At 61.1% G+C, this 21,447-nt stretch carries 20 protein-coding genes; 1 reads left to right on the top strand and 19 read right to left on the bottom strand.

Translation table 11 applies throughout. The features are described 5' to 3' along the window. Positions 1-22 precede the first annotated feature (22 nt). The 17 genes from DFP86_RS07990 to secA form a co-directional block, all read right to left on the bottom strand. The gene (locus DFP86_RS07990; protein ID WP_133679909.1) at positions 23-901 is read right to left on the bottom strand and encodes a phosphoribosylaminoimidazolesuccinocarboxamide synthase; all 879 of its coding nucleotides are present in this window, start codon (positions 899-901) and stop codon (positions 23-25) included. A 31-nt stretch (positions 902-932) separates the two neighbouring features. After that, the gene (locus DFP86_RS07995; RefSeq protein WP_133679911.1) at positions 933-2,063 is read right to left on the bottom strand and encodes a 5-(carboxyamino)imidazole ribonucleotide synthase; all 1,131 of its coding nucleotides are present in this window, start codon (positions 2,061-2,063) and stop codon (positions 933-935) included. Position 2,064: 1 nt separating this feature from the next. Further along, on the bottom strand, positions 2,065-2,553 hold the full coding sequence (gene purE / locus DFP86_RS08000) for a 5-(carboxyamino)imidazole ribonucleotide mutase (RefSeq protein WP_133679913.1): 489 nt from the start codon (positions 2,551-2,553) through the stop codon (positions 2,065-2,067). A gap of 97 nt (positions 2,554-2,650) precedes the next feature. Beyond that, on the bottom strand, positions 2,651-3,400 hold the full coding sequence (gene ybgF, locus DFP86_RS08005; protein ID WP_133679915.1) for a tol-pal system protein YbgF: 750 nt from the start codon (positions 3,398-3,400) through the stop codon (positions 2,651-2,653). 79 nt (positions 3,401-3,479) lie between these two features. Continuing rightward, positions 3,480-3,998, bottom strand: a complete 519-nt coding sequence (gene pal, locus DFP86_RS08010) for a peptidoglycan-associated lipoprotein Pal (protein WP_133679917.1) — start codon at positions 3,996-3,998, stop codon at positions 3,480-3,482. A 23-nt stretch (positions 3,999-4,021) separates the two neighbouring features. Beyond that, positions 4,022-5,314 carry a Tol-Pal system beta propeller repeat protein TolB gene (gene tolB, locus DFP86_RS08015; protein ID WP_133679919.1) on the bottom strand — a complete coding sequence of 431 codons (1,293 nt, stop codon included), beginning with the start codon at positions 5,312-5,314 and terminating at the stop codon, positions 4,022-4,024. 44 nt (positions 5,315-5,358) lie between these two features. Next, a complete protein-coding gene (gene tolA / locus DFP86_RS08020; protein ID WP_133679921.1) occupies positions 5,359-6,111 on the bottom strand; it encodes a cell envelope integrity protein TolA in 753 nt (250 codons plus the stop codon). Beyond that, complete coding sequence (locus tag DFP86_RS08025) at positions 6,108-6,512, bottom strand: biopolymer transporter ExbD (RefSeq protein WP_133679923.1); 405 nt, start codon at positions 6,510-6,512, stop codon at positions 6,108-6,110. The genes tolA and DFP86_RS08025 overlap by 4 nt, the downstream gene beginning before the upstream one ends. A 107-nt stretch (positions 6,513-6,619) precedes the next feature. Next, the gene (locus DFP86_RS08030; protein ID WP_133679925.1) at positions 6,620-7,285 is read right to left on the bottom strand and encodes a class I SAM-dependent methyltransferase; all 666 of its coding nucleotides are present in this window, start codon (positions 7,283-7,285) and stop codon (positions 6,620-6,622) included. 62 nt (positions 7,286-7,347) lie between these two features. Beyond that, positions 7,348-7,527: a DUF3460 family protein gene (locus tag DFP86_RS08035; protein WP_133679927.1), complete on the bottom strand. Its 180-nt coding sequence runs from the start codon at positions 7,525-7,527 to the stop codon at positions 7,348-7,350. Between the two features lie 69 nt (positions 7,528-7,596). Further along, positions 7,597-8,922: a GGDEF domain-containing protein gene (locus tag DFP86_RS08040; protein WP_133679929.1), complete on the bottom strand. Its 1,326-nt coding sequence runs from the start codon at positions 8,920-8,922 to the stop codon at positions 7,597-7,599. 141 nt (positions 8,923-9,063) lie between these two features. Then, a complete protein-coding gene (locus DFP86_RS08045) occupies positions 9,064-10,785 on the bottom strand; it encodes a response regulator (RefSeq protein ID WP_133679931.1) in 1,722 nt (573 codons plus the stop codon). A 25-nt stretch (positions 10,786-10,810) separates the two neighbouring features. Continuing rightward, positions 10,811-12,955 carry a UvrD-helicase domain-containing protein gene (locus DFP86_RS08050; protein ID WP_133679933.1) on the bottom strand — a complete coding sequence of 715 codons (2,145 nt, stop codon included), beginning with the start codon at positions 12,953-12,955 and terminating at the stop codon, positions 10,811-10,813. A 113-nt stretch (positions 12,956-13,068) separates the two neighbouring features. Beyond that, on the bottom strand, positions 13,069-13,851 hold the full coding sequence (gene cysE, locus DFP86_RS08055) for a serine O-acetyltransferase (protein ID WP_133679935.1): 783 nt from the start codon (positions 13,849-13,851) through the stop codon (positions 13,069-13,071). A gap of 48 nt (positions 13,852-13,899) precedes the next feature. Beyond that, positions 13,900-15,396, bottom strand: coding sequence for a ribonuclease G (gene rng / locus DFP86_RS08060; protein ID WP_133679937.1), 1,497 nt, complete (start codon positions 15,394-15,396; stop codon positions 13,900-13,902). A 6-nt stretch (positions 15,397-15,402) separates the two neighbouring features. Beyond that, positions 15,403-15,996: a Maf family protein gene (locus tag DFP86_RS08065; RefSeq protein ID WP_133679940.1), complete on the bottom strand. Its 594-nt coding sequence runs from the start codon at positions 15,994-15,996 to the stop codon at positions 15,403-15,405. A 156-nt stretch (positions 15,997-16,152) separates the two neighbouring features. Then, positions 16,153-18,855, bottom strand: coding sequence for a preprotein translocase subunit SecA (gene secA / locus DFP86_RS08070; protein ID WP_133679941.1), 2,703 nt, complete (start codon positions 18,853-18,855; stop codon positions 16,153-16,155). A gap of 201 nt (positions 18,856-19,056) precedes the next feature. Here secA and DFP86_RS08075 point away from each other — a divergent pair, with 201 nt between their 5' ends. After that, positions 19,057-19,482, top strand: a complete 426-nt coding sequence (locus DFP86_RS08075; RefSeq protein ID WP_133679942.1) for a DciA family protein — start codon at positions 19,057-19,059, stop codon at positions 19,480-19,482. Here DFP86_RS08075 and DFP86_RS08080 read toward each other — a convergent pair. Together DFP86_RS08080 and cysW are read right to left on the bottom strand one after the other, a co-directional pair. Continuing rightward, the gene (locus tag DFP86_RS08080; protein ID WP_133679944.1) at positions 19,479-20,543 is read right to left on the bottom strand and encodes a sulfate/molybdate ABC transporter ATP-binding protein; all 1,065 of its coding nucleotides are present in this window, start codon (positions 20,541-20,543) and stop codon (positions 19,479-19,481) included. The genes DFP86_RS08075 and DFP86_RS08080 overlap by 4 nt on opposite strands. Next, positions 20,540-21,439 (bottom strand): sulfate ABC transporter permease subunit CysW, encoded by a 900-nt coding sequence (gene cysW, locus DFP86_RS08085; protein WP_208108261.1) that lies wholly within the window; start codon positions 21,437-21,439, stop codon positions 20,540-20,542. The genes DFP86_RS08080 and cysW overlap by 4 nt, the downstream gene beginning before the upstream one ends. Between the last annotated feature and the right edge of the window lie 8 nt (positions 21,440-21,447).

Raw genomic sequence — 21,447 nt, forward strand, 5'->3', positions numbered from 1 at the left:
CAGTCGGCTGGGACCACCCCCCCTAGGCCGTCAGACGGGTCAGCGCCTCGCGGTACTTATCGGCGGTCTTCTGGCGCACTTCGAGCGGTACGGACGGTGCCGGCGGACGCTTGTTCCAACCGCTGGCCTCCAACCAGTCTCGAACGAACTGCTTGTCGAAGCTTGGCGGATTACTGCCTGGACGATACTGGTCGGCTGGCCAGAAACGACTGGAATCCGGCGTCAGCACTTCGTCCATCAAAGTCAGCGTTCCGTCGCGATCGAGCCCAAATTCGAATTTGGTATCGCAGATGATAATCCCACGACTTGATGCATATTGACTAGCCACTTGGTATAACTCGATGGCCTTGGCACGCACTTGTTCGGCCAACTCGGGCCCAATCAGTTCGGCGCACTGTGCAAAACTGATGCTTTCATCATGATCGCCGACCGCCGCCTTGGTCGACGGCGTAAAGATCGCGGCAGGCAGTTGCTGAGCTTCCACCAAACCCGTCGGCAGCGGGATCCCGCTGACCGCACCGCTCTTCTGGTAGTCCTTCCAGCCGGAGCCGGCCAGATAGCCGCGCACGATCGCCTCGATCGGCACCGGCTTGAGGCGCTTGACCACCACGGCGCGCCCCGTGACCTGCGGCAGATCCTCCGCGCCAACCACGTCCTCGACCCGGTCGCCGGTCAAATGGTTGGGTACGACACCGGACAACTTTTCGAACCAGAAATTGGAAATCGCGGTCAGGATCTGGCCCTTGGCGGGAATCGGGTCGTCGAGAATCACATCGAAAGCCGATAGGCGGTCGGTCGCCACCATCAACATGCGCTGGTCATCGATGGCATACAGGTCGCGGACCTTGCCCGAATAGATTTTCTGCAGACTCTTCAGATTGGTGGTGCTAATGCCGCTCATCGCTCGATACCCTTGCTCGAAAATTCGGTTGCTACAGTGTGTCGTACAACGCCTGCGCCTGATCGAGCGCCGACGCCGCGCTATCGCTCAAGACGTTGAAATGGCCCATTTTGCGCCCAGGGCGCGCCTCGGCCTTGCCGTATAAGTGCAAATGGGCATTTGGCGCCTCCATCAGTACGTCCCAATTCGGCGGGGTGCCGTCCGGCTGCCATAAATCGCCCAGCAGGTTGACCATGGCCACCGGCGAGAGCAGGGCCGTCTTGCCCGGCAACAAGCCGCACAAGGTGCGCACTTGCTGCTGAAATTGGTCGGTCAAACAAGCATCGAGGGTGAAATGGCCGGAATTGTGCGGACGCGGCGCGATTTCGTTAATGACCAGCGAATCGTCCGCCAACACGAAGAACTCGACTGCCAACACGCCGACGTAATCGAGGGCATCGGCAAGCCGGCGGGCCATATCGCGCGCCTGGCGGGCCAAGTCAGGGGCAATACGCGCCGGCACCAGGCTAATATCGAGAATGCCATCGCGATGGCTGTTCTCGGCCACGGGAAAAACTTCGACCTGGGCACGGCTCGTGCGTGCCACGATCGCCGACACTTCCAGCTTGAGTTCGAGCATCTTCTCCAGCACGCAAGCCTGCCCGCCCAGCGCAGCGAATGCCGCACGCGCCTCATCGGCCGTGTGCACCCGCGCCTGCCCCTTGCCGTCGTAACCAAGACGCGCGGTTTTCAGGATACCCGGTAGATAGCGAGTCAAATCGCCTTGCAAATCGTCGTCGGTCATCACCGGCAGCCAGGCGGTGGTCGGTAGACCGGCCTGGTTGATCCAGCGCTTCTCGGCCATGCGATCCTGGGCAATGGCCACGCACTCGGCGGAAGGTGCAACCCGTGTCAGCGTCGCCAACAGCGCCATCGACTCGGCGCTGACGTTTTCGAATTCGGTGGTGACGGCGGCACAAGTCTGTCCCATCTGGCGTAGCGCTTCGGCATCGTCGTAGGCGGCGCAGAGGTGGACATCCGCAAAATCGGCCGCCGGCGCTGACCGATCGGGATCGAGCACGGTGATACGGTAACCCATGGTACGGGCAGCAATGGCAAACATGCGACCGAGTTGGCCGCCCCCCAGGATGCCCAGCATCGACGGCGGTAAAATCGCGCGCATCTTACTGTACGTCCGGCAGGGTCATGGCCAACACCGTGTCGCGCTGCTGCTGGCGGAAAGCGGTCAGCCGGTCGGCCAGCGCCGGATTGCCCGCCGCCAGCATGGCAATCGCGAACAACGCGGCATTGGCGGCGCCTGCCTCGCCGATGGCGAAAGTCGCCACCGGCACGCCCTTGGGCATTTGGACAATGGACAGCAGCGAGTCTTCGCCACGTAGATATTTGGAGGGTACCGGCACGCCGAGAATCGGCACCGGCGTCTTGGCGGCCAACATCCCAGGCAAGTGGGCGGCACCGCCGGCACCGGCGATGATGGCTTTCAATCCGCGCGCACCGGCATTTTCGGCATATTCGAACAGCAGATCCGGTGTACGGTGCGCCGAAACCACCCGGGTCTCATAGCCAACGCCAAAATCTTGCAACATGCGTGCCGCGTGCTGCATGACGTCCCAATCGCTGTTGCTGCCCATCACGATGCCGACTTCAATCATGTCTTTTCGCTACCGATGCGTGAAAAAACATGATTTTAACCGATGGCGCACTCACGTCGGGTAGTGTCTTTATGTGGAAGGAATAAAAAACCCCTAGCTACAGCTTCTTCAACATCGCCTTGGCCTTGGTCGCAGCGGCGCTCTTGGGGTACAGCTTGATCAAGCGCTTCAGCGTCACTTTGGCTTCGTCGTTCTGAGCAAGTTCGATTTGGCAACTGGCGACATTGCGCATGGCATCCGGCGCTTTGGGGTGATTCGGATATTGCTCGACGAACTGGCGGTGAATAGCGATCGCCGCATCGTACTGTTTCAGCGCAGTGTGCGCCACGCCTTGCCAGAACAGGGCATCGGCCGCTTGCGGATCGTTGGGATTCTGCTTGATGTACTGGCCAAGTGCCGTGATGGCATTGGCGAAATCGCGCTGGCGCAGCAAATTCAACGCGCGGTCGTAATCCGGCACGGTCTGAGCGCCATTGCCGGCGACCGGCGGCACGACAGCGGCCGGTGCGCTACTGGCAGCCGCCGGCGACGACGAGCCCTCCAGCTTGTTCATGCGGCCGTCCAGATCCGCATACAGGTCGTTCTGCCGCTTCTGCGTGCTCTGCAGATTGTAGTTCAGCACCTCGACTTCGCCGGAAAGCTTGGCCACCTGGGCACGCAGATCGTCCAGTTGGCTGACCATGTCGAGCAGCTTATCGTTGGATAACTTGGTCTCGATTTGCGACAGGCGCGCGCTGGCCTGCTGATTGACCTGGTTGATCTGCTGACGGGTGTCTTCCAGATCGGCATTGGTTGCACAGCCGGAAATCAGCGCCAGTAGGGCACCGCCAATGGCAAGGCGTTTCATTGAGAGCTCCGTGAAGGGGAACAGCCGGATATCTTAGCGATACCCGGCCCGGCTGTCATGACGCCCGCGGGCGTCGAGCTTACTGACCGTCGTAGACAATATCCGCGCGGCGGTTCTCGGCATAATCGGCATCGCTGGTGCCGGTGGCCTTGGGCTTTTCCTTACCGAAGCTGACGGCTTCCAGTTGCTTATCCGCCACGCCCAGCACCTCCATGGACTTCTTCACGCTTTCGGCGCGACGCTGGCCCAACGCTAGGTTGTATTCGCGACTGCCGCGCGCATCGGTATTGCCCTGGATGGTGATCTTGTGATTGCCGTTCGCCTTCAGGTAATCGGCATGGGTACCGATCAGACCCTTATAATCTTCCTTGACCACCGAAGAGTCGAAATCGAAGTACACGCTACGTTGTGCCAGCGGGCTGTTCGGGTCGTGCAAGGGGTCGAGCGCCGTTTGGCTCTGCTCGCTCGACGTGGTCGGCGCCACCGCGGTCGTCGGCTGACTAGCCACGGGGGCGGTGGTTTCTGGCGGTTTGGTGCTCGAACACGCTGCCAACAAGGAGGCCGCGGCGGTACCAATCAGCAATTGTTTCCAGTTCATGTTTGCTCCCTTTCTAAAACGAATCAATGGGTAAACGGCCCCCAGGCCGGATCCTGCACTTCGCCGTTCAAGACGGCCAGACGAGCCTTATTACCGCCATCCAGCGTCGCGGCATAGAGCACGCTCTGGCCACCTTGGACACTCGCGTACAGCACCATTTGGCCATTAGGCGCAAAACTTGGGCGTTCGTTGTACGGATCGCTCGACAACACCCGCACATCGCCACTGGCGCGATCCTGCATCATTACGCGGAATGCGCCCGCTTGGCGCTGGATAAACGTCAGCGTATTGCCATCCGGCGACAAGCGCGGCGACACGTTGTAGCTGCCTTGCCAGGTCAACCGCGTCGCATCGCCGCCCGTCGCCGCCATGCTATAAATCTGCGGCCCGCCCGCCCGGTCGGACACGAAGACGATTTTCGCGCCATCGGCCGACCAAGACGGCTCGGTATCGATCGCATCGCTGCGGGTCAGGCGGCGCGGTGCACCGCCACCGGCGGCATCGACCAAATAAATCTCCGAATTGCCGCTCGTGGTCAGCACGACCGCCAGTTGCCGACCGTCCGGCGACCAGGCCGGCGCGGAGTTGCTGCCCTTGAAATTGGCGGCCGCACGGCGCTGACCGGTGGCCAGATCCTGCACCCACACCACCGGCTTATGGGTCTCGAAAGACACATAGGCCAGATAGCGGCCATCCGGCGACCAGGCGGGCGACATAATCGGCTCCTTCGAGCGCAGCACGGTCTGTGCCCTGCCGCCATCGATATCGGCCACCTGCAACTGGTAGTTGGCGTTGCCCTGCTTAAGCACGTACACGATCCGCGTGCTAAAAATACCCGGCTGCCCGGTGATCGCCCGATAGATCATGTCGGCGATCTTGTGTCCCACCTGGCGCCCCTGATCCGGGCCCACCGTGAACTGCCCGGCGGTCAGTTGCTTTTTCTGCGATACATCCATCAGGCTGAACGACACAGTGACCTGACCGTTGCCGGCGTCGCTCACCGTCCCCACCGCCACCGATTGGGCGCCGGCACCCTGCCAAAGCGGATATTGAATCGCCGCGGAGGTATGCGGCACATCGCTCACGTTCGACGTATCGAGCACGCGGAACATGCCCGAGAGATTCAGATCGTTGCGTACCACCAGCGTCAACGGGTCGCGCAAACGGGTGCTTTCATCCTTGAACGGCACCACTGCGATGGCATGCCGGGTCGACCCGCCACCGACAATTTCAATGGTCATATCCGCTCTAGCTAAAGAACTCGCCAGGGATACAACAACAAATATCGTCCTCAACAGAGGCTTTAAGCTAAGCATTAGTTCCCTCGGAGATCAATTTTTTGGTGGCATACGCCCCATTTTCAGTGTGGTCTGAATTCAAGGCGCAACTGACGCACATCGCCAAACCGGGTACCGGCGGGTAGCGATGGGAAAGTGCCCGCTTCGCGAATCGCGCGCTGCACCGCTTCATCGTAGGCCGTGTTGCCGCTGGTTTGCAGCAGCGTCACGCTACGCACTTCCAACGTTGGCAGCAGAACCACCTGCACAACCGCCATAGGATTTCCCTGCAGGCCTGGCGGCAACTGCACCAGCGGCAGAATTTTGGCCCGCACCTTGGCGGCGTAGTTGTCGCGCGCCTGGCTCGTTCCGCGAGGGGAACCGCCGGCCACACCGCCCTGGGCGCCGGCCTGGTCGATGCGGGCGTTGGGTGCGCGCGAGGTGTTGCTACTGCCCAGTTCGGCCAGCAGATCGTTACTGTCGTCGTTATAGTGCTTGGCAGGTTGTTTGCCCTTGTTGGCGGGCTTCGTTTCCGCCTTGGGCTTGGCTTCCGGCTTGGGCTGGGAGGCTAGCTGTTTTTTCACCTCGGGCTTTTTACCCAATTGCACATCCGCCTTGGGCGCTTCGGGGGTCGGCATCGTGGGCGGCTGTGGCTGTTCCACCGGTTTGGCGACGACCGCGGGGGTGGGTGGGGCGGCGGACCATAGCTCGACCGACACCGGTGCGGGCTCGGTCAGAATGGTCTCACGGGCGGCAAACCATAGCAGCAATGCCAACGCCGCATGCAGCAACAGGGAAACAAGAATGGAACGGCTCAATCCACGCGCCGGACTCATTGGCTTTGCTTCACCGTCAACGCCACGCGCTTGATCCCCGCCTTGTGCAGGGCGTCGGCAACCTTGAGCACATCTTCGTACTTCATGTTGCGTTCGGCGGAGATGGCAAACGGGCGATCGCTTTGCGCCATGGCGGCCGCCGCGGAGGCCAATTCGTCGACACTGGTAAAGGTGCGCGTGGCGTCGACGCTCCTCAGGGTAATCGTGCCGGCCGTATCGAGCGCTACTTCAACCGGCTGAATATCGGGCGTACGCGCCTGCGAGACGCTGGGAACATCGACCACGCCCGGCGAAAACATCGGCGTGGCGATCATGAAGATCACCAGCAATACCAACATCACGTCGATATAGGGGACGACATTCATCTGATTGATTTGACGGCGGGGACGGCGGTTCAGCATAGTTCGGATTATGTTGGGGGTCTGCAGACATCATAGCACCGGCCATGGCAGGCCGTGCCGTCACAAGGAACCCAAAATGCTATCCGACATGCTAATTCAGTGTTGGTTCACAATTTCATCGCCAACGTCATCCCATCTCCCATGGGCAACACCGACAGGCGAATACGCGCGTCCTTGGCCAGCCCGGCATTGAAGGTATGCATCACATGTACGCCGGGCGGGTCGTTCGGCTGCGGCGCCAGGACGCGCCCGCCAAGAAAGATATTGTCCAGCAAGATGACGCCGCCGGGACGCACCAGTTGCAAACACGCTTCGAAATACTCAGGCGTACCGGGCTTGTCGGCATCGATGAACGCCATGTCGAAATCGTTGTACCGACCCGCCTCCAACAACTCCTGCAGGGTTCGTGCAGCCGGCTGCAGCGTCAGTTGGATACGCTCGGCCACGCCGGCCTTTTGCCAATACTCGCGAGCGACTCGGGTGAACTCCTCGCTGACGTCGCAGGCGACCACCTCGCCATCGTCCGGCAGCGACAAAGCCACCGCCAAAGCGCTGTAACCGGTGAATACACCGATCTCCAAATAGCGACGGGCGCCGATCAACCGTGCCAGCCACCCCATGAATTGCCCTTGCTCCGGGGCGATCTGCATCTTGGCCAATCGATGGGCGGCGGTGTATTCGCGCAATTCGCGCATCACAGGGTGTTCGGTCACGCCAATCGCGTGCAGATAATCCGTCAGGGTAGCGTCAAGCGGTATCGATTGTCGGGTCATATAAAGGGGCTACGGAAAAACAAACAACGCCCAGAGGGCGTTGCGGCGAGGAAGGCGGCCGATCAGTCCGGCTGATAAACGTAGGGCTTCTGCGGCACGCGCGATTCGCGCCAGCGACGCTGATCGTCCAGGTCGGGTTGGCGATCCCACCAGGTCAAACGCAATGCCTGGCGGTCGCTGTCGACCTGCGGGTTGCTCGCTAGGTACTCTTGCATGAATTTAGTGAAATCAGACTGGTACATGCCGACTCCTGAAACAAATATTTGGGCCGATTGTACTGCAAATCGATCCCGTTCGCATCCACCCCGCCGTCATACCGCCAGCACCGGCTCGTTCTTTTCGCCGTACATCTTGCGGTCGGCCACCGACAGCAGCTCTTCGATCAACACGCCGTCCTCCGGATAATAGGCGACCCCGATGCTGACGCCGAGGCGGATGGTATGGCCATCCAATTCGTAAGCGCGTTCGATCGCCCGCTTCAGCCGCTCGACCACCAGGATGATCTCCTGCTTGGACTCGACTTCTTCGATCAGCACCGCAAATTCATCGCCGCCAAGCCGCGCCACCGTATCCTCGGTACGCAGCTCGGCCTTGAGCCGTGCGGCGATCACTTGCAAGACGCGGTCGCCGGTGGCATGCCCGTAGGTATCGTTGACCGGTTTGAAGCGATCCATGTCGAGAAACAGCACCGCCAAGTTTCTACCCTTGCGGTTCAAACGCGAGATCGCATGCTGCAGGCGATCGTAGAACAAGTTGCGGTTCGCCAGATTGGTCAGCCGATCGTGATTGGCCAGGTAGAACAGACGCATTTCGCGCTCTTGGCTTCCCTCGAGGAAACGCGCATAACGCGTCAAGCCAAGCAGCATCGCAATGAGGAGTCCCAGCGAGATCACGCCAGCCGCGACGCAGTCAAGCCGGCGAACCTCGGTGAAGCCCAACTGCCAGGACAGCTGTAGCGTCAACGGCTGTGCCACCCCGCCAAGCTGATGCAGCGAGTTGAACTGAGGAAACAACAGGTTTTCCAGCGCGCTGCGCGACGCTGTCTGGCGCGCCAATAGCCAGCGGTTACCCTGCTCGCCTTGCCATAGCCGCAGATAGCCGCCCGCCGGCAGTTTCGTCAGATCGGGCAACAGCGCGGCGGCCATCACCTGCATGGCCACGAAATGTCGCATGCTGGGGTCGATGGCTCGCACCAAGTAGAAGCTCGGCTCGCTGTTTGGCCGATCGTCCATCTTCATAACCGGTGCGCCATGCCGTGCCACCACCGCTTGGCGCAGCGTCATCAACTGACGCCGATCGGCATCGCTCAATGTCGACAGGAAGCCATCGCGCGGCGCCGCATTCGAATCGTCGAAAGAAAACAAACGTTTGATTTGTGGATTATGTGCGATCAGCCGTGCGGCAAATGCCTGTTTTTCGACATCCGTCCGGGCAATCGACTGAAATGCCGCGTAACTGTAGAGCACGACTTCGTTGGCTTCCAACGTCTGGCCGATCCGCTCGACCAAGCGCTGCTCGAAAGCATGGAAGTCCTGCTCGGCCAGAAAGACCGAACGGCTGATAAAAGACAGCCCGATCAGAACGCTCATCACCAGCCACAGCAAAGTGCAGGTCAGGTAGACCAGTCTCATCCGCATGGCAATGCCATAATTTTGATGGAATAACAGAATATTGTAATTGAAATCGCCCCAGGTTTCAGCTCATTTAGATATTTGGGAGACAAGAAAACCAACATGTCGTAAGCATGAAACAATACTATGACCCGGCAAAGGAAAAACTCACAACCCCCAGTGCGGCTTACCCAGTTTTTCCGTCAATAGACGCCAAGATTGCATCTGTTTCTGAAATTTATTGTTGGTTGGCGCCACCTCGCGTACCTTCATCAACAATTCGCTGGCCCGGCGCATATAGCTTTCGTGCCAACCGTTGCGATGCACATAGGCCATGGTGGCGTTAACCAAGTTGAGCATGATCTGGATGTTGCTCGGCATTTCGGTCAACGCACGGGCGAAGCGTTCGATGGCGGCCTCGTAGGCACCGCTTTGCGCATCCTTCACCGCCAGGTTGTTCATATCGACCACACCCTGCACGTTCTCCGCAATCAGTTGCCGGCCGGCATCGCCGCGTCCGACTTCGTCGAATAGCGTGCCCAGCCGAGCCAGCATGCTCTCGTCGTCGTGGTGGTTGCGCACCAGGTCGCGCATCACCCGATCGCCCAACTGCGTCTTGTGCTGGGCATAGCAGGCCCGGGCAAACTCCATCTGCGCCTCGGCGTCCAACCCGTCGACCAAGACTTCGAAGCGCGTCTCGGCATCTTTGAGCAACTGCTCGGCGCGCACGCCGTTGCCGCTATGCACTTGCACTTGACTGTCGATGACATCGGCCATCCACTCGCCGGCCTGGTTGTAGCGGAAATCGCGCCGCAATCGTCCCAGCGTGCGGCTGGCATTGCCCGTCTCGCCCTGCGCCAACTGGACACGCGCCAACATGGCGTAATGGTTCGGACTGCGGTGCCAGGTGTACTTGGCAATCTCTAGTGTTTCGCTGCAGGCGAACTCGGCCACCGGCAGATCGTTGTTCATGAACGCCACCTCGGCCAGTTGCTTCTGGCGGCGAATCACCACCGGCGACAGATCGGTGGCTTTTTGCAACAAGGCCTGTGCGCGAACCAAGTCGCCGCCGTCGCGATGCAGGCGCGCCAGCCAATCGTAGGCCTCCATGATGCGGTCGTTGTCGGCCAGCACTTCCTCGAACAGCATGCGCGCCTCGTCATGCGACTTGAGGCCGGTCAGCGCCTTGGCGAGCCCCAGCTTGGCCCAGGGCACGTCCTTGAGCCGCAGCACTTCCATGTACAGGCTACGCGCGGTATCGAAGTCGCCGATACGCAACGACAACGAACCTTTGATCTTCATAAAGTCCAGCGTGAACTCGCCGCGCTCCGCAATCTTGCGATTGCAGATCTCGATGGCCGCCAGATACTCATTGCGCAGGATGGCTTCGTCGATCGGGCGGAAGGCGGTGCGCTTGCGCATCGCCTTGGACAGGCGCTGCGACAGCATCTCGCCGGAAAAAGGTTTGAGCAGGTAGTCGTCCGGCGCAAGCTCGGCAGCGGAGATCACCCGCTGCGAGCGTCGCTCGCCGGTGACGATCATGAACACGCAAGACTGTTTGATCAGGTTGCGTTCCTTGACCTCCTCGAACAGGTATAGGCCGTCGTAACCGTTGCCCAGATCGTAGTCGCACAGGATGACGTCGAAGTCATAACGCCCCATTTTCGACAAGGCGTCGCTGGCGCGGTTGGCATACTCGACTTTCTCCGCGCCGAACGACGACAGCGTCATGCCCATGGCGCGCTGCATTTCCGGCACGCTGTCGACCACCAAGAACAGCCGTCCGCCGAAGCTATTGCGATAAGCTTCTTCACGGTGGCCCGCCTCGGCAGTCACCCCCAATTGGGCCGACTGGATGACAGGAGTCTGAGATTGCGGCTTGTCTGCCATTATTTGCCTCAGTCAATATCCGCGATCAGGCCGGCTGCAGCTTGGCATAGCGCAAATCCAGCCATTTCATGCCGTGTTCGGCAAAATTGATCTGCAGGCGCACGTCGCTGCCAGCACCCTCGGCGTTCACCACCACGCCGAGCCCGAACTTGGCGTGACAAACAGATTGGCCGATACGAAAACCGCCGATTTCCGCCGTCGAACGACGCGGCGCCGGCGCACTTTGCCAAGCGGCCGGGGCGGCTGGCGACGCCGAGGCACTCTGGCTCGACAACACCTTCACCAACGCCGCCGGCACTTCGTCCACAAAACGGGAACGGATCGGGTAACGGCTTTGCCCGTGCAACATACGCGCTTGAGCACAGGTCAGGTACAACCGTTTGCGCGCCCGCGTCACTGCAACGTACATCAGCCGACGCTCTTCTTCCAGCCCCTTATCGTCGTTCAGGCTATTTTCATGCGGGAAAAGCCCTTCCTCGAGACCGGAAACGAACACCGCGTCGAACTCCAGCCCCTTGGCCGCGTGGACGGTCATCAACTGCAACGCGTCCTCGCCGGCTTCGGCCTGATGTTCGCCCGCCTCCAACGCCGCCGAAGTCAAAAATTCGATCAGCGCCAGCGACGGCTCATCGGCCACGAAGGCGGCGGCGGCGTTGATCAATTCATCCAGGTTGGCCAGCCTTTCCTCGCCCTCCTTCTTGTCCTGCTCGTACATGGCGCGCAGCCCGCTGTCGTCGATGGCCAGGCTGACGGTCTCCGCCAATGTCAGCCCTTCCGAGCGCTCGCGCATGGCGTCGATCAGCAGCACGAACTTGGCCAGGCTGGTCGCGCGTTTGCCGCCGCCGGCGCCACATACCGCCTGCCACAACGACATGCCGCCTTCGGCGCTGGCCGCTTGCAATCCTTCCACCGTGCGCGCGCCGATGCCGCGAGCCGGCAAATTGATCACGCGCAGCAGCGCATTGTCGTCCTCCGGGTTGGCCAACAGCCGCAGGTAGGCCAACGCATGCTTGATTTCCTGACGTTCGAAGAAGCGCAAACCGCCGTACACGCGGTAGGGGATGCGGCCATTGACCAACGCATGTTCCAGCGCCCGCGATTGAGCGTTGGAACGATACAGCACGGCCATATCCGACAGATTCAGACCTTCGCGCTTGAGCGCGCGCGCCTCGTCGACGATGAATTCGGCCTCGTCGCCATCGGACCAGGCCTCGTAGAAGCGGATCTCCTCGCCATCGCCGGCTTCGGTCCATAGATTCTTGCCCAAGCGACCGTCATTGTGCTCGATCAGCGCATTGGCCGCCTTGAGGATCGTGCCCGCCGAGCGGTAGTTCTGCTCCAGGCGGATGGCGTCGCCGATGCCATAGTCGCGCAACAGCGAACGCATGTTGCCGACCTCGGCCCCGCGGAAGGCATAGATAGACTGGTCGTCGTCCCCAACGGCGAACAGCGCGTTATCGGTACCGGCCAGAAGGCGCAGCCAAGCGTACTGTAGGCGGTTGGTGTCCTGGAACTCGTCGACCAGGATAAAGCGAAAGCGACTGCGGTAATGTTGGCACAGCGCCTGATTGGCCGATAACAGCTCGTAGGAGCGCAGCAACAATTCGGCGAAATCGACCACGCCCTCGCGCCGACACTGCGCGTCATAGGTCGCGTACAGCTCGATCAGCTTTTGGCCATAGTAGTCGTGCGCGGTCAGCCGGTCGGCACGATTGCCGGCTTCCTTATTGCCGTTGATGAAGTGTTGCACTGTGCGCGGCGGGAATTTCTCGTCCGACAACTCCAGGCTCTTGAGCAACCGCTTGATGGCGGCCAGTTGATCTTGGCTATCGAGAATCTGGAAAGTCTGCGGCAGGCCGGCATCGCGGTAATGCATGCGCAGCAGGCGGTTGCACAGACCGTGGAATGTGCCGATCCACATGGTGCGCACATTGACCGGAATCATGGCCGACAACCGCGCCTGCATCTCGCGCGCAGCCTTGTTGGTAAAGGTCACCGCCAGCACGCCGGCCGGGCTGATCTGCCCGGTCTGGATCAACCAGGCGATGCGCGTGGTCAGCACACGGGTCTTGCCGCTACCGGCACCCGCCAGCACCAGGGCGCTTTGCGCCGGCCAGGTGACCGCGCGCAATTGTTCCGGGTTGAGGCCGGCCAGTAAATCTGAACTCATGTGCATCTCACAAGCATGAAAAGCCGGATTTTACACCAGGGACCCTCGGAACAAGGCATTTACCCCCGGCGGCACGATCCGGCATGAAGCGCATCGGCATGCAGAATGGCCGATTACACCCGCTGATCCATATCCAGCGCCGGCGTACCGCCGATACCCTGGCTGACCACGCGCGCCGGCACGCCGGCCACCGTACAGTGCGCCGGCACATCGTCCAGCACCACGCTGCCGGCCCCCACCTTGGCGCACTCGCCGACATGGATGTTGCCTAACACCGCGGAGCCTGCACCGAGCATGACGCCGTCGCCGATTTTCGGATGGCGGTCGCCGCGTTCCTTGCCCGAACCGCCAAGCGTCACGCCATGCAAGATCGACACGTTATTGCCGATCACCGCGGTCTCGCCGACCACCACGCCGGTGCCATGATCCAGCAAAATGCCATGCCCAAGCCTGGCGGCCGGATGAATGTCGGCGCCGGTGATTTCGGAGATGCGATTCTGCAGGAACAGCGCCAGCGGCTGACGATCGTTCTGCCACAGCCAGTGAGTGATGCGCTGGCTTTGGATAGCGTGAAATCCTTTGAAATACAACAACGGGGTCGCATAGCCGTCGCAGGCCGGGTCGCGCTGATAGCAGGCTTCGATATCGGCACGCACACTGGCGATGATCGTCGGATCGGAATCGAACCCCTCGCGAAACAACTCCATCAGTGCGCGCGCGTCCATCACCGGACTCGCCAACTTGCTCGACAGATGAAACGCCAGCACGTCCTCCAGCGAACGGTGACGCAGCACGGTCATGTGCAAGAAACTGGCCAACAGCGGCTCCGCTTCAGCGGCAGCCTGGGCCTCCAGCAAAATCGCAGACCACAAGGGGTCGTAAGGCATATCGGACATCGGAACTCTCAATCCTGGGGGCTCGGGATACGGCGCCCTGCCCGCTCGTTACAACAAAACCACGTCGAACTGTTCTTGCGTGTACGACGCCTCGACCGACAACGACACCGGCTTGCCGATGAAATCCACCAGCATCGCCAAACTTTGCGACTCTTCGTCGAGGAACATGTCGATCACCGGCTGCGCCGCCAGGATGCGGAAGCCGCGCGCTTCGAACTGGCGCGCCTCGCGCACGATTTCGCGCTGGATCTCGTAGCACACGGTTTGCGCCGTCTTCACTTCGCCGCGGCCCTGACACTGCGGACACGTTTCGCACAGTACGTGCGCCAGGCTCTCACGGGTGCGCTTGCGGGTAATCTCCACCAGTCCCAAGCTGGTGAAACCGTTGAGCGTCACCCGGGTACGATCGCGCGCCAGCGATTTGGCCAACTCGTTGAGAACCGCGCTGCGGTGGTCCTCGTTGTCCATATCGATGAAGTCGACAATGATGATGCCGCCCAGATTGCGAAGTCGCAGTTGGCGGGCCAGCGCCTGGGTGGCTTCCAGGTTCGTCTTGAAAATCGTCTCGTCGAAGTTGCGGTTGCCGACGAAGCCGCCGGTATTGACGTCGATCGTGGTCATCGCCTCGGTCTGGTCGATGATCAGATAGCCGCCGAACTTCAGATTGACGCGCCGCGCCAGCGCCTTGTCGATCTCAGCCTCGATGCCATGCAGTTCGAACAGGGGTCTTTCTCCGCTATAGCGCTGGATCTTGTCCACCGCCAGCGTCACGTACTGTTCGGCGAACTCGGTCATCCGGCTGTAGTTCTCCGTCGAGTCGACAATCACCTGTTCGGTGGCTTCGCTCACCATATCGCGCAGCACGCGCAGCGACAACGGCAGGTCTTCGTACAGCAGCGATTGCGCCGGCAGATTCTTCGACTTGTAACGGATATCCGACCACAACTTCGACAAATAGTCGACGTCGGCGGCCAGCGTTTCGTCGTTGGCGGTCTCGGCGCTGGTGCGGATGATAAAACCGTGCGGCATATCCGGCGGCAGCAACAGCTCCAGCCGGGATTTGAGCGACTGGCGCTCCTCCTCGTTCTCGATCTTTTGCGAGATGCCGATGTGGGTTTCTTGCGGCAGATGCACCAGGAAGCGACCTGCCAGGCTGATCTGGGTAGAGAGGCGCGCGCCCTTGGTGCCGATCGGGTCCTTGATCACCTGCACCAGCACGGTCTGCCCCTCGAACAGCATTTTCTCGATGCGTTGCGGCTCGGTGGGGTGCTGGCGCTGCTCCAGCACGTCGGCGATGTGCAGAAACGCCGCGCGCTCGAGACCGATCTCGATGAAGGCCGACTGCATGCCCGGCAACACCCGCTTGACCTGACCGAGATAGATATTGCCGACGATCCCGCGGCTGGCCGAACGCTCGATGTGCAATTCCTGGACGATGGCATCCTCCAACACCGCCACCCGGGTCTCCTGCGGCGTAATGTTGACCAGGATCTGCTCCTTGTGGCGCGGCAGATCGCGCGGCAGGGGAATGGTCTGATGCATCATGCCCCCTTAAGGAAAGACGTAGCCGAAGCGCGACAACAGCTCGGCGGTTTCGAACAGCGGCAAGCCGACCACGCCGGTGAAACTGCCGTCGATCCGCTCGACGAACACCGCCGCCAGCCCCTGGATACCGTAGGCGCCGGCCTTATCGAAGGCCTCGCCGCTATCCAGATAGCGTTGGATAGCGTCTTCATCCAGTTTGCGGAAGGTGACATCGGTCACCGAGGTCGCCAACTCGATCTGTTCGCCCCGACGCACCGCCACCGAGGTGATCACTTGGTGGGTGCGGCCGGAAAAAGTCTGCAACATGCGACGCGCATCGGCCTCATCGACCGGCTTGCCGAAAATCACGCCGTCCTGCACCACGGTGGTATCGGCCGCCAACAGCGCCCGCGACGGCAAGCCGCAGCTCTGCACCACCGCCCAGCCGGCATCGGCCTTGGCTCGTGCCAAACGCTCGGCATAGGCGCGCGCCGCCTCGCCGGGCAGCACCGACTCATCCACCTCGGCGTGAATCCGCTCGAAATGCAGCCCAAGCAGGGTTAACAACTCTCGACGTCGCGGACTGCCGGACGCCAGGTACAGGGTTTCGTTTTCAGTCATGTTGGCCAGGGCTATGGTGATTTACTGTAAGCCTACCAGACGACGGTAGGGGCGGACTACTCGCATTCCGACTTGCGGCGCCGGCGATCGGGATAGCGCATGAAAAACGCCACGCTTCGATGGGCGTGGCGTCGCAGTCGCAATGCAGTACCGGCGTCAGGCCAACTTACCGTGGCACTGCTTGTATTTCTTGCCGCTGCCGCATGGACACGGATCGTTGCGACCGATGCGCAGCCCGCGGTTGGCCAATGCTTCCGGGCTCAGTTCGTCCTCGGACAGACTGGAGGCCGGGCTGTCATGCAACAACGCGGTCTCGCGCTCCTCGTGCGTCTCCAGCGCCTCGACTTCTTCGCGACTGCGGATCTGCACGGTCATCAACACGCCCACCACGCTGCGCTTGATACGTTCGAGCATATCGGCGAACAGTTCGAAGGCTTCGCGCTTGTACTCCTGCTTCGGATTCTTCTGCGCATAACCGCGCAAGTGAATGCCCTGGCGCAGATGCTCCATCGCCGACAGGTGCTCGCGCCAGTTGGTATCGAGCATCTGCAACACGATCGAGTGTTCGAACTTGCGCATCCCCTCTTCGCCGACCAGCTCGACCTTGGTGCCGTAGCTTTCCTCGGCCAACTGTAGGATACGTTCGCGGATCTCGGGAATATCGAGGTTGGCTTCGTTCTGCAACCACTCGGCAACCGGGGCTTGCAGTTGGTATTCGCCTTCCAGCACCTTCTCCAGACCCTGCAGATCCCACTGCTCTTCCATCGAGTCCGACGGAATGTGCAGATCGATCAGATCGCCCAGCACGCCTTCGCGCATGTTGGCCACGATCGCACTGACATCCTCGTCCTCAAGGATCTCGTTACGCTGTTGGTAGATCACCTTACGCTGGTCGTTGGCGACGTCGTCGTATTCGAGCAATTGCTTACGGATGTCGAAGTTACGGCCCTCGACCTTGCGCTGGGCATTTTCGATCGAGCGGCTGACCCACGGATGTTCGATGGCTTCGCCGGCCGGCATTTTGAGCCGTTCCATGATCGCGGCGACGCGGTCGGACGCGAAGATGCGCAAAAGCGGATCTTCCAGCGACAGGTAGAAGCGCGAGGAGCCCGGGTCGCCCTGACGGCCGGAACGGCCGCGCAGCTGGTTGTCGATCCGGCGCGACTCGTGGCGTTCGGTGCCGACGATATGCAGGCCGCCGGCCTCCAGCACCGCATCGTGGCGCTGCTGCCACTCGGCGCGCAATGTCTCGACGCGCTGCTGCTTGTCGGCATCGCTCAGCGTCTCGTCCGACTCGATGGCGCGGATATCGTTTTCCGGATTGCCGCCGAGCACGATGTCGGTACCGCGGCCCGCCATATTGGTCGCCACGGTCACCACGCCTGGACGGCCGGCCTGAACCACGATCTCGGCTTCGCGCGCATGTTCCTTGGCGTTGAGCACGTTATGCGGCAACTTGGCGCGGGTCAGCAGCCCGGAGATCAATTCCGAGTTTTCGATCGAAGTGGTGCCCACCAGTACCGGCTGACCGCGCTTATGGCAATCGGCGATGTCGTCGACGATCGCCTGGTACTTCTCGGCGGCAGTGCGATATACCTTGTCCTGCGCGTCCTTGCGCACCATCGGGCGATTGGTCGGGATCACCACGGTTTCCAGGCCATAGATTTCCTGGAATTCGTAGGCTTCGGTATCGGCCGTACCGGTCATGCCGGACAGCTTGCCATACAGGCGGAAGTAGTTCTGGAAGGTGATCGAGGCCAGTGTCTGGTTTTCGCGATTGATTTCCACGCGCTCCTTGGCTTCGACAGCCTGATGCAGACCATCCGACCAACGGCGACCCGGCATCAGTCGGCCGGTGAACTCGTCGACGATGATCACTTCGCCGTCTTGCACCACGTACTGCTGGTCGCGCAGGAACAGCGAGTGCGCCTTCAGCGCGGCCATCAAATGGTGCATCAGCGAAATATTGGAGGCCGAGTACAGACTGTCGCCTTCGCGCAGCATGCCCGTCTGGGCCAGCAACTGCTCGCAGCGCTCGTGGCCAGCCTCGGACAACATCACCGCGTGGCCCTTTTCGTCCACCCAGTAATCGCCCTCGCCGTCCTCCTTGTCTTGGCGGCGCAGCTGCCCGGGAATCGCGTCCATGCGCGTATAGAGGTCGAGGTTGTCCTCGGCCGGGCCGGAGATGATCAGCGGCGTGCGCGCCTCGTCGATCAGGATCGAGTCGACTTCGTCGACCACCCCGAACGCCAGCTTGCGTTGTACCTTTTCGCCCAGGTTGAACACCATGTTGTCGCGCAGGTAGTCGAAGCCGAATTCGTTGTTGGTACCGTAGGTGATGTCGGCGGCGTAGGCGGCCTGCTTGGCGGTGTGATCCATCTGGCTCAGGTTCACGCCGACCGACAGGCCGAGGAAGTTGTACAGGCGCCCCATGGTGCTGGCATCGCGACTGGCGAGGTAGTCGTTGACCGTGACGACGTGAACCCCCCGGCCGGTGAGCGCATTCAGATAGACCGCCAGCGTCGCCACCAGGGTCTTGCCCTCGCCGGTACGCATTTCGGCGATCTTGCCGGCATTGAGCACCATACCGCCGATCAGCTGCACGTCGAAATGGCGCATGCCGAGCACGCGACGCGATGCTTCGCGGCAGACAGCGAAGGCCTCGGGCAGCAGATCGTCGAGCGCGGCGCCGGCCGTCAGCCGTTCGCGAAATTCCGCGGTCTTGCCCGCAAGCGCCTCGTCGGACAATGCGCGCATCCCTTCTTCAAGGGCATTGATGCGAACCACCACTTGGCGGTACTGCTTCAACAACCGCTCGTTGCGGCTGCCGAACACTTTCTTGAGGAGCGTGGAAATCATCTATCGAATCCAGGGGAGCCAGCTAGGCCAAAATGACGGAGAGTTTAGCACATTCAATGAACTGGATATCAGGGCATGATTGCTTTGTATCAAGTGCGAGTGCAGAGAAAACGACCCGACATCCGGGGGAGAGAGCGAGAGCCGACAACGCAATCGGCTCGCAATGCAGTAGAATTCAGACGAATCCTCAGCGGAAAATCGATGAAAAGCCGTACACCCTACCAGATCGCCAGCCGGGACCGCATGCTGGCGCAGTTGACCGAACAGGCGCGCGCCTTGATGAAGATGGATCGCCAGTTCCGCAAACTGCTGCCGGAAGCCGTGGCCGCCTGCTGCCACGCCGTGCGCATCGAGGATGGCGAGCTACTGCTATTCGCCGATAACGGCCTGATCGCCGCCCGCCTGCGCATGATCGCACCGGGATTGTTGCCGCGCATGGCGACGCTCGGCTACCCGGCGACACGGGTGAAAGTACGCGTCAATCCGCGAACGCCGCCCGCCAAGCGGGAAAAACGGTTGAAAATCAGCGAAAGTGCGCTCGACGGTATCGAACAGGCGGCCACCACGGTGACAAATCCGCTGGTCGCCGATGCACTGGCACGACTGATCGCGCATCACCGCCGCTAAATAACGTAATCCTGCCCATCCGGAAACACCGCGAGTTTACGCGGCTTCACATACACCAGATCCCCCGGCGCAATCCCCAGCTCGCGATAGCGTTCCTTTGCCAGCGCCACCTCGATGGCGGCGCCGTCATCGCGCTGCAGTTCCAGGCGCACCAGCGGCCCGACCGCATGAATATGCGCCACCCGCCCCGCGGCCAGCGCGCCGTCCGCCAACCGAGAAATATCCAGATCGTGCGGCCGTACATAAGCGACGGCGCGCTCGGCGTCGTCGACGCCATTGACCGCATGGGCAAATGGTCCGATGGTCAGCCGGCCCGACTCCACACGGCCGTGGAACAGATTCACATCGCCCAGGAAGTGTGTGACGAACGGCGAGGCCGGACTTTCGTAAATATCGTCCGGCGCGCCCACCTGCTCGATGCGGCCGTGGTTCATCACCACGACCCGGTCGGACACTTCCAGCGCTTCCTCCTGGTCATGGGTGACGAACACGCTGGTCAAGTGAATCTGGTCGTGCAGATCGCGCAGCCAGCGGCGCAGATCCTTGCGCACCTTGGCGTCCAATGCGCCGAAAGGTTCGTCCAACAGCAAAACCTTCGGCTCGACCGCGAGCGACCTGGCCAGTGCGACACGTTGGCGCTGACCGCCGGACAGTTGAGCCGGATAAGCGTTGGCCAACCAGTCGAGCTGCACCAGCTTGAGCAGACTCATCACCCGTTCGCGAATCTCCGCCTTGCCCGGCCGCGTGGCGCGCGGCTTGACCGACAAACCGAACGCCACGTTGTCGAACACGGTCATGTGGCGAAATAGCGCATAGTGTTGAAACACGAAACCGACTTGGCGCTCGCTGACATGACGTGCGGTGGCATCTTCGCCGGAAAACAGCACCTGACCCGCGTCGGGTCGATCCAGGCCGGCGATCATGCGCAACAAGGTCGTCTTGCCGCAGCCGCTAGGCCCAAGCAGCGCCAGCAGCTCGCCGTGATCGACGCTCAAATCGACCCGATCCAGCGCGACAAAATCGCCGAACCGCTTACTCAATTGACGGACTTCGATACTCATGCGGATTCCCGATTCAGATGGGTCAAGGCGCGGGCGCGCAAATCAAGCGTCTGTTCGCCGGCACGGACCGTGGCGCGATGCTGGCGCCACTCGACCAGCGTCTTGGCCAGCAAGGTCAACAAGGCTAGCAATGTCAGCAGCGATGCACAGGCAAAGGCGCCGACGAAGTTGTACTCGTTGTAGAGAATTTCGATATGCAACGGCAGGGTGATGGTCTCTCCGCGAATATGGCCCGACACGACGCTGACCGCGCCGAACTCGCCCATGGCGCGCGCATTGGTCAAGATCACGCCATACAACAGCCCCCACTTGATGTTGGGGACGGTCACGCGCCAGAAGGTCTGCCAGCCCGAAGCGCCCAACACCAATGCGGCCTGCTCTTCCTCCGAACCCTGCGACTGCATCAGAGGAATCAGTTCGCGCGCGACGAATGGGAACGTCACGAACACCGAGGCCAGCACGATGCCGGCAGTCGAAAACACCACCTTCAAACCATGCGCCTCCAACCATCCGCCCAGCGGCGAATGCACCCCGAACAGCAGCACGTACATCAAACCTGCCACTACCGGCGAGACCGAGAACGGCAGATCGATCAAGGTGCTCAGCAGACTTTTGCCTCTAAATTCGAAACGGGCGATACACCAGGCCGCACAGACACCGAACACCAAGTTCAACGGCAACGCCACCGACGTGGCCAACAGCGTTAGGCGAATAGCGTCGCGCGCATCGCTATCGGCCAGCGCCGCCAGGTATAGGCCGAGCCCCTGGCTCAGCGCCTGTTGGAAAACCACGTATAGCGGCAAGAGCAGGAACAACGCCAAAAACAGAATGGCGAGCAAAATCAACAATCCGCGCGTTGCGCGGCCTTCACGATTCGACAACTGGCGTTCGACCATCCGCGCCT

It is taken from the genome of Paludibacterium purpuratum (assembly GCF_004363805.1).
GTDB classification, from domain to species: Bacteria; Pseudomonadota; Gammaproteobacteria; order Burkholderiales; family Chromobacteriaceae; genus Paludibacterium; species Paludibacterium purpuratum.

Excerpts from the sequence above, each read along its gene's own strand:
- secA (WP_133679941.1), bottom strand. The coding sequence starts at position 18,855 with ATGATTTCCACGCTCCTCAAGAAAGTGTTCGGCAGCCGCAACGAGCGG.
- DFP86_RS08080 (WP_133679944.1), bottom strand. The coding sequence starts at position 20,543 with ATGAGTATCGAAGTCCGTCAATTGAGTAAGCGGTTCGGCGATTTTGTC.
- DFP86_RS08075 (WP_133679942.1), top strand. The coding sequence starts at position 19,057 with ATGAAAAGCCGTACACCCTACCAGATCGCCAGCCGGGACCGCATGCTG.
- pal (WP_133679917.1), bottom strand. The coding sequence starts at position 3,998 with ATGAACTGGAAACAATTGCTGATTGGTACCGCCGCGGCCTCCTTGTTG.
- DFP86_RS07995 (WP_133679911.1), bottom strand. The coding sequence starts at position 2,063 with ATGCGCGCGATTTTACCGCCGTCGATGCTGGGCATCCTGGGGGGCGGC.
- cysW (WP_208108261.1), bottom strand. The coding sequence starts at position 21,439 with ATGGTCGAACGCCAGTTGTCGAATCGTGAAGGCCGCGCAACGCGCGGA.
- DFP86_RS08050 (WP_133679933.1), bottom strand. The coding sequence starts at position 12,955 with ATGAGTTCAGATTTACTGGCCGGCCTCAACCCGGAACAATTGCGCGCG.
- tolA (WP_133679921.1), bottom strand. The coding sequence starts at position 6,111 with ATGAGTCCGGCGCGTGGATTGAGCCGTTCCATTCTTGTTTCCCTGTTG.
- cysE (WP_133679935.1), bottom strand. The coding sequence starts at position 13,851 with ATGTCCGATATGCCTTACGACCCCTTGTGGTCTGCGATTTTGCTGGAG.
- ybgF (WP_133679915.1), bottom strand. The coding sequence starts at position 3,400 with ATGAAACGCCTTGCCATTGGCGGTGCCCTACTGGCGCTGATTTCCGGC.
- DFP86_RS07990 (WP_133679909.1), bottom strand. The coding sequence starts at position 901 with ATGAGCGGCATTAGCACCACCAATCTGAAGAGTCTGCAGAAAATCTAT.
- DFP86_RS08030 (WP_133679925.1), bottom strand. The coding sequence starts at position 7,285 with ATGACCCGACAATCGATACCGCTTGACGCTACCCTGACGGATTATCTG.
- DFP86_RS08065 (WP_133679940.1), bottom strand. The coding sequence starts at position 15,996 with ATGACTGAAAACGAAACCCTGTACCTGGCGTCCGGCAGTCCGCGACGT.
- DFP86_RS08040 (WP_133679929.1), bottom strand. The coding sequence starts at position 8,922 with ATGCGGATGAGACTGGTCTACCTGACCTGCACTTTGCTGTGGCTGGTG.
- DFP86_RS08025 (WP_133679923.1), bottom strand. The coding sequence starts at position 6,512 with ATGCTGAACCGCCGTCCCCGCCGTCAAATCAATCAGATGAATGTCGTC.
- DFP86_RS08035 (WP_133679927.1), bottom strand. The coding sequence starts at position 7,527 with ATGTACCAGTCTGATTTCACTAAATTCATGCAAGAGTACCTAGCGAGC.
- purE (WP_133679913.1), bottom strand. The coding sequence starts at position 2,553 with ATGATTGAAGTCGGCATCGTGATGGGCAGCAACAGCGATTGGGACGTC.
- tolB (WP_133679919.1), bottom strand. The coding sequence starts at position 5,314 with ATGCTTAGCTTAAAGCCTCTGTTGAGGACGATATTTGTTGTTGTATCC.
- DFP86_RS08045 (WP_133679931.1), bottom strand. The coding sequence starts at position 10,785 with ATGGCAGACAAGCCGCAATCTCAGACTCCTGTCATCCAGTCGGCCCAA.
- rng (WP_133679937.1), bottom strand. The coding sequence starts at position 15,396 with ATGATGCATCAGACCATTCCCCTGCCGCGCGATCTGCCGCGCCACAAG.